Source organism: Oscillospiraceae bacterium, assembly GCA_009780275.1.
In the GTDB taxonomy this organism is placed as follows: Bacteria; Bacillota; Clostridia; order Oscillospirales; family UBA929; genus WRAI01.
Genome location: WRAI01000006.1, coordinates 77,852 through 84,579, shown reverse-complemented (window position 1 = coordinate 84,579; position 6,728 = coordinate 77,852). Strand labels below are relative to the sequence as shown.

At 47.9% G+C, this 6,728-nt stretch carries 8 protein-coding genes; 7 read left to right on the top strand and 1 reads right to left on the bottom strand.

What is annotated here, in order from left to right:
* Positions 1 to 117: 117 nt before the first annotated feature.
* Positions 118 to 651 carry a hypothetical protein gene (locus FWE06_03285; protein MCL2546207.1) on the bottom strand — a complete coding sequence of 178 codons (534 nt, stop codon included), beginning with the start codon at positions 649 to 651 and terminating at the stop codon, positions 118 to 120.
* Positions 652 to 877: 226 nt separating this feature from the next.
* On the opposite strand from FWE06_03285, the gene FWE06_03280 reads away from it, so the two are divergent.
* The 7 genes from FWE06_03280 (at position 878) to FWE06_03250 (ending at position 6,670) form a co-directional block, all read left to right on the top strand.
* Entirely contained in the window at positions 878 to 1,456 is a 579-nt protein-coding gene (locus tag FWE06_03280) for a hypothetical protein (GenBank protein ID MCL2546206.1), read from the top strand.
* Positions 1,438 to 2,226 carry a ParA family protein gene (locus FWE06_03275; protein ID MCL2546205.1) on the top strand — a complete coding sequence of 263 codons (789 nt, stop codon included), beginning with the start codon at positions 1,438 to 1,440 and terminating at the stop codon, positions 2,224 to 2,226. The genes FWE06_03280 and FWE06_03275 overlap by 19 nt, the downstream gene beginning before the upstream one ends.
* Positions 2,216 to 3,235 carry a ParB N-terminal domain-containing protein gene (locus FWE06_03270; protein ID MCL2546204.1) on the top strand — a complete coding sequence of 340 codons (1,020 nt, stop codon included), beginning with the start codon at positions 2,216 to 2,218 and terminating at the stop codon, positions 3,233 to 3,235. The genes FWE06_03275 and FWE06_03270 overlap by 11 nt, the downstream gene beginning before the upstream one ends.
* Positions 3,236 to 3,375: 140 nt before the next feature.
* Positions 3,376 to 4,125: a flagellar brake protein gene (locus FWE06_03265; protein MCL2546203.1), complete on the top strand. Its 750-nt coding sequence runs from the start codon at positions 3,376 to 3,378 to the stop codon at positions 4,123 to 4,125.
* A gap of 62 nt (positions 4,126 to 4,187) precedes the next feature.
* Positions 4,188 to 4,724, top strand: coding sequence for an HD domain-containing protein (locus FWE06_03260; GenBank protein MCL2546202.1), 537 nt, complete (start codon positions 4,188 to 4,190; stop codon positions 4,722 to 4,724).
* 164 nt (positions 4,725 to 4,888) lie between these two features.
* Positions 4,889 to 5,869 carry a DUF3991 and toprim domain-containing protein gene (locus FWE06_03255; protein MCL2546201.1) on the top strand — a complete coding sequence of 327 codons (981 nt, stop codon included), beginning with the start codon at positions 4,889 to 4,891 and terminating at the stop codon, positions 5,867 to 5,869.
* Positions 5,870 to 5,881: 12 nt separating this feature from the next.
* Entirely contained in the window at positions 5,882 to 6,670 is a 789-nt protein-coding gene (locus tag FWE06_03250; protein MCL2546200.1) for a phage antirepressor KilAC domain-containing protein, read from the top strand.
* The last annotated feature ends 58 nt before the right edge of the window (positions 6,671 to 6,728 follow it).

Below are 6,728 nucleotides of genomic sequence, written 5' to 3'. Positions count from 1 at the left end.
GTGCTTCCTGTACTGTGTGACCTTTGTCGATGTATTTCAACACACGACCCCGAAATTTCGCGTCATATGCCATGCTTTTATTTTATCACTTTTGTCGACCGTTGTCGATTTATGTTATTATACTTTTAGACCTGCAGCCATCGCCGCGTTAGCTATCTTAATAATTTCTTGGCTTTCATTAATATTAATGATCGCATATTTGAAAAAATCATCAATAATGGCTTTACGTTCCAAAAAGGGATTATCATCGTTTTCTTGTTCCAAAATATATGAAATTGCCAATTCCAATTCACCGTTAACAATAAGTTCTTGTATTTTTAATTTTGCCTTAGTTTCCAATTCAATTTTTAAGTAACGTTGGTCGTCATATGGTCTGTTAAAACAACAATTGTCCAAATAAACACGAATCATTGAAACACCCCTTTCGTATCCTTTAAATAAAAAACCTACAGATTGCTGCATCTGTAGGCCTTTAGGTCGGATAGCAAGGGATTCGAACCCCTGGAGGCTTTCACCTCTGCGGTTTTCAAGTTTTCTATGCTGTTTGGAAAATAGGTCATCATCATGGAATTGAGTGTAAGTTAAAGACCGTGCAAAGTCAAGTAAAAACTGGCTTTGAGCGGTCTTTGTTCGTGTAAAAGCAGTAATCATGCGGCTCGAACCCCAATGTCCTTTCAGCCCGATTTAGCAATGTTTTTTGGACGTTTAGCAAACATCGAGCAAACATTGTCCACTCAATCCACCGCATATTTTGTGCGACACGAACGGCATCACGATTTTTGCCTCGTTGGAAAAATGGCAAACATTTCACTACATTTTATGAAACACACAAATTAGCGTCTGCCTACTATTGACAAATAAACCTTTGGAGGACGCTATGAAACAAGAAATGTATGAATCATTGCGGGAGCAGTACCCCGCCCACATCAGCCTCGACCATCTGCACAGGATATGCAGGATAGCCAAGCGGAGTGCAAGGTATCTCGTAGAGCATGGGATTATCCCAGCAGAGGACACAGGCAAGCAGACATGGCGGTACAAAATCGCCCTTGATGATGTCATTACCTATCTTCGCCGCCGAGAGCAAGTCGGTAGTATGATACCCCACGGAGCAGTCACATCCCACAAACAAAGTACCCGCAAATGCTTTGCTCAACTGGTTTTAGCGGGGCAAGAATCGGATATAGCGGATTACTTCAACTATATCTATGCAGGGTACGAGGATTTGCTGACATCCCAAGACATTACGGAAATGACAGGACTGGAACTAAGCACGGTTTTGAAATTGCTAAAAGCAGGGGCAATCAAGTCAATTATGACCCACCCCAAGTATCTTATACCCAAGCCATACCTATTAGAATTTGTCGTTACCCCACGCTTTATTGAGTATCGGACAAATTCAGAACAATTCAAAAAAATAATAGGAGGGTTTGAGATATGGAAAACAAAATCATAACCGTAGCCAACCAAAAGGGTGGCACAGGCAAGACCACTACCGCTTGCAATTTGGGTTTCGCATTGGCAGAGCAGGGTTACAAGGTGCTTTTGGTGGATTTTGACCCGCAAGCGAATTTATCAATGAGTTTCGGCATCGAACGCCCCGCCGAGTTGCCGTTGTCTATGCACAGCCTACTGACTGCAATAATGGACGGCGAACTTCTGCCCGACAAAGCCGAGTACATCCAACACGGCGAAAAGGTAGACATCATCCCCTGCGACATAAACCTATCCGTAGCGGAAATCAATCTGCGTGACGAAATGGGCGGGGAACATACCTTGTCGGAGTTGCTTGAACCCCTGCGGGGTGACTACCACTTCATTATTATAGACACGAACCCATACCTCGGCTTACTCACCATCAACGCACTCGCCGCTTGTGATGAAGTGATTATCCCTGTTAGCCCTCAGTTGTGGTCGGCTACCGGGTTGACCGATTTAATGCGTACCATATTCAAGGTAAAGCGGAAAATCAACAAGCGGATTGAGATAGCGGGTGTTCTGCTCACTATCTGCGATGAACGGACAAGACTTTTCCATTCGGCAAAGGCTCTGCTGGACGATTTTTGCGGTGACAGAATCAAGATGTTTAATGCCATCATCCCCAGCACGGTAAAGGTCGGCGAGGCAAATTACGCAAGCCGTAGCATCTTGGACTACCAAGCCGACAGCAAAGCCGCTCATGCCTACACGAATTTTGCATTGGAGGTGTGCGGTCATGCCCGATAAACTCAAAGCCAAGCCACGCTTGCAGAACCTTGACGATTTGTTCTTACTCAACGATGGGGTCAATCCATTGGAGCAAGCAACGTCGATTATAGGAACGCAACCTACCAACAAGCGGGTCATAACCTCCACTCCCATTGAACAACTAACCCCATTTGATGGATTCCGTTTCCGCTTACATGAGGGAGAGCGGATGGACGATATGGTTGCCAGCATAAAGGCAAACGGCGTACTCGTGCCGATTATCGTCCGTAGGATAGGCACTATCCTTGAAATCTTGTCGGGGCATAATCGTGTAGAGGCAACGAAACTGGCTGGGCTTTCAGATGTACCCGCTATCATCCTTGAAAACATCAGCGATGCAGATGCAATGGTTTATGTTATCGAAACGAACCTTATCCAGCGGTCATTTTCTGAAATGTGCCACTCGGAAAAGGCGGCGGTCATTGCCCTGCACCATTCTAAGATGTTCTCACAGGGCAAGCGAAATGACATAATTAAACAGTTAGAAATGCTCGAAAACCCGCATGATAGCAGGGCTGATGAAACTTCTTCGCAAGTTGCGAATAAGTTGACTTCAATGGCAAGAGTAGGTGAAACATACAGCCTTTCCAAAGACACAGTTGCCCGTTATCTGCGAGTAAATCAGCTTATAGTAAGGCTGAAAGAATACCTTGATTACGGCACAATCGCGTTTATCCCTGCCGTCACAATATCGTATCTGCATGAGTCCGAACAAAGCCTATTGGCAAATTGCATAGAACGGTATGGATTATCTGTTGATATGAAAAAAGCCGATATGCTCCGTAAGTATTCGGCAAAAGACAGGCTGGATGATGATGCAATCAAGCGTATTCTATCGGGTGCATTGAACCCAAAACCAAACCGCACACCCACGGTTAAGGTCAGCAAGGATGTGTATTCCAAGTATTTCAAGCCTAATCAACCCGCAAAGGAGGTACAGGACATCGTAGAAAAGGCGTTAGCGATGTACTTTGAAAAAACAGGATAAACACAACTTTTGGTTATGACAAAGGGCATGGCGTTATCCGACACCATGCCCTTTGCAATGCCCAAAAACGCAAAACAGGCTCGGTTGATTATCACCATCTATCAATCGGGTCTTTTTTTATTCCCGAAAGGAGGTCAGATATGGCAAAACAGCAATCCAAGCAAGAACATATCGAAATCGTGGCTGATATGAAAGTTTTGCTTGAAATCGAGCGATTAAGCGGTGCAAGCGAGGTGCAAGGGCGTGTATCGCTGGGGTCATATGTAGAGGAAGTGCTGCCCGATGGGTGTTTCCTTATTAAAATGCCTATTCACCGAGGCTATCACTACCCCCTGCCACGAGGCAAAGCGATTCAAATGTACCTTTTCGCCAAATCTCGTATGTTCTCGCTGGCTGTGCAATTTGTTGAGCGGGTCGAGCGAGATAATCTCATGTTCGCCAAGATGCGGCGTGTCGGTAACATCAAAGCCGACCAACGGCGTGACTGCTACCGCTTGCAATGCTCTCTGCCTGTCATGGTGCGGCGTGTGACGGACAGCAATGACGAGCCACCCCCGCCGATATTGTGCCGTATGGCAAATTTCAGCGATGGCGGAATGTTGTTCACTACAAATGAGAACTTTGCAATCCGCGAAAAACTAACCCTTTGTTTTGACATTGGCACGGAAGAAACTGTTGATGCCGAGGTTATGCGGCACGAGCGGGCAGATATTGAGGCGCAACCGCTGGACGAGGGTGAGGAAATCGAAGTCCACAAGTATAAGGTGGCGGTCAGATTCCTCCATGCTTGCCAAAAGCAAAAGAACCGCTTTTACAAGTATATCGTTGAGCAACAGCGTGAAATTATACGCCGCCAGTCCGAGGAAAACGCATTGATACGCACCAAGTAGCTGAACGCCCTGCATGAACAATCGCAGGGCGTTTTCACTTTGAAAGGATGTGAGAGCTGCACATGACAAACTACAACGAGGACAGGGCGGCGGCTGGGCTTGCGGAAGTCTTGGCACTTTCATTCGGCATTGAGCCGGAAACTGCAAGGCAAATCGGCTACGCCACCGCCCTCCACGATGTCGGGAAAATAATGATTCCCCTGCATATCCGAGGCAAGCCTACGGCACTAACCCCTGCCGAGTTTGCCTTGATGAAAACCCACACAATATGGGGTGCAAATATCCTTAGACGGATGCCCTGCGATTTTGGGGTAATGGCGAGGACAATCGCTCTTTTTCATCACGAACGCTGGGATTCACAGGGCTATTGGAGCATGAACGCCGCCGAACTCCCCGATTTTGTTCAAATCGCCGCTATTTGCGATGTGTACACAGCCTTAATCAGCCCTAATCGCCAGTACAAGCGTAGCTGGCCGCCGGATGAGGCACTCCGACACATACAAGACGGAGCGGGTACGCAGTTTAACCCCGCATTAGCCGAGGCGTTCGTTTCATTATCACACACTCAAAGGGAGGAATTTTATGCCGAGGCGAAATAAGCACAAGACGGCGGCAGAGCCGCACCGACACGCACCATCACCGTATACAAAAGGTTATAAACGCAAGTGTAGCGGTTGTGCCTTTGCGGGTTTTGGGTCTGTCTGCCTTACAAGTGACGGCAAATGCTTGAAAATGCCGCCGCCGAACGCAAGGGAGGTAGGCGATGCCGAAATTGTCCGAGGAACAAATACGGCAAGCACGGAGCGTTGACCTACTGGACTATCTGCTTACTTACGAGCCGTCAAATGTCCGCAAAAGCAAAGGCAGAGCCGGCCAGCACGAAATGGTTGAGCATGATAGTCTGAAAATCTCAAACGGCAAGTGGTTTCGCCACTCTACACAATATGGTGGGTATTCAGCGTTGGACTTCCTTATGAAAGTGAGAGGCGTTCATTTTGTGGATGCGGTGCAATCATTGACGAGCGGCTACGCTATAACAGAATACAAAGCCGAACGGAAAGCACCGATAAAGCCGCCAGCACCACCCAAGTCATTTACCCTACCCAAACCAAACAGGAACGCCGACAGAGTTGTGGCGTATTTGCGGGGGCGCGGTATCGGGCGTGATGTGATTTACCGTTGTATCAAAGCGGGGCTGCTCTACGAAAGCAACAAGCACAGATGCGTGTTTGTCGGTAAAGACGAGGACGGTAAAGCCCGATTCGCTTGTGAACGAGGGATTACAGAGGACTTGAAAAAAGATGTGTCCGGCAGTAACAAGCAATTTAGTTTTTCCATTCCCCCGATTGAACTCAACGGACACGGCGGGTCTGCTCTTGCCCTGTTTGAAAGCCCTATTGATTGTATGGCTCACGCCTCAATCCATGACATGGGGCAAACTGGCTGGGATGGGTACAGGCTATCTCTCGGCGGCGTTTCATCTGCTGCACTAAACGGCTTTTTGGAACGCAACCCGCAAATCACGAGCATCCAGCTATGCCTCGACAACGACAAAGCAGGGCATGATGCCACAAACCGCATAATCACAGAGTTGTTGAGCGACAAGCGGTATTCGCACATTAAAATCACAACCGCACCGCCGCCCATCGGCAAGGACTACGCCGACACGGTGCTGGCGATAAAGCAAAACAGCATAAACAAATCAACCATTGACCGCCCAAAAGAGGCGGCATTTTCATTTTAAGGGAGGAAATCTATGCAAGATACAATGCAAGTATTTGAAAATCGTGAGTTCGGACAGTTGGGAGTGCTGATGATTGACGGCAAGCCCTTTTTCCCCGCAACCGAGTGTGCGAAAACGCTTGGGTACACCAACCCGAAAGCCGCAATCATAAGACATTGCAGGGGGGTACTGAAACGTGACCTCCCCTCCACGAGCGGTATGCAATCCTATAACTTCATTCCCGAAGGCGATTTATACCGCCTCATCATCCGCTCTAAGCTGCCCGCCGCCGAGCGTTTTGAAAAGTGGGTATTTGATGAAGTATTACCCACCATCCGCAAGCATGGGGCGTATATCAGCGAAGAAGTTTTGCGGCGTATGCAAGAGGACAGCGAATACAACGCCGAATTGCTCCGTAATCTCGCCGCCGAGCAAAACCGTAACACCGCACTTGTCCGCAGGGTGGCACAACTGACCCCCAAAGCCCTGTATCACGACATTGTTTTGCAATGCCCCGATGCTGTTCAAGTTTCCATTATCGCAAAAGACTACGGCATGAGTGCTGTGGCGTTCAATCGGCTCTTGCACCGCCTCCGTGTGCAATACCGCATCGGCAGAACGTGGCTGCTCTACAAGGATTTTCAAGGCAACGGCTACACCGTAACGAATACCTACACCAAAAACGGCATGACTACCCTCATTCACACTTGCTGGACACCAAAGGGCAGATATTGGCTGTACGGATTGTTGAAAACCCACGGTGTATTGCCGGAAGTGGAACGTAACGGCGGGCAGATAAGCTTTGACGATGTAGGGGCATAAGCTGGGAGTTATCTTCTCGGCCATTTTTATGCGAAAGGATGTGATTTTATATTGTAGA

Coding starts and splice junctions, on each gene's coding strand:
- FWE06_03285 (MCL2546207.1), bottom strand. CDS start 651: ATGATTACTGCTTTTACACGAACAAAGACCGCTCAAAGCCAGTTTTTA.
- FWE06_03280 (MCL2546206.1), top strand. CDS start 878: ATGAAACAAGAAATGTATGAATCATTGCGGGAGCAGTACCCCGCCCAC.
- FWE06_03275 (MCL2546205.1), top strand. CDS start 1,438: ATGGAAAACAAAATCATAACCGTAGCCAACCAAAAGGGTGGCACAGGC.
- FWE06_03270 (MCL2546204.1), top strand. CDS start 2,216: ATGCCCGATAAACTCAAAGCCAAGCCACGCTTGCAGAACCTTGACGAT.
- FWE06_03265 (MCL2546203.1), top strand. CDS start 3,376: ATGGCAAAACAGCAATCCAAGCAAGAACATATCGAAATCGTGGCTGAT.
- FWE06_03260 (MCL2546202.1), top strand. CDS start 4,188: ATGACAAACTACAACGAGGACAGGGCGGCGGCTGGGCTTGCGGAAGTC.
- FWE06_03255 (MCL2546201.1), top strand. CDS start 4,889: ATGCCGAAATTGTCCGAGGAACAAATACGGCAAGCACGGAGCGTTGAC.
- FWE06_03250 (MCL2546200.1), top strand. CDS start 5,882: ATGCAAGATACAATGCAAGTATTTGAAAATCGTGAGTTCGGACAGTTG.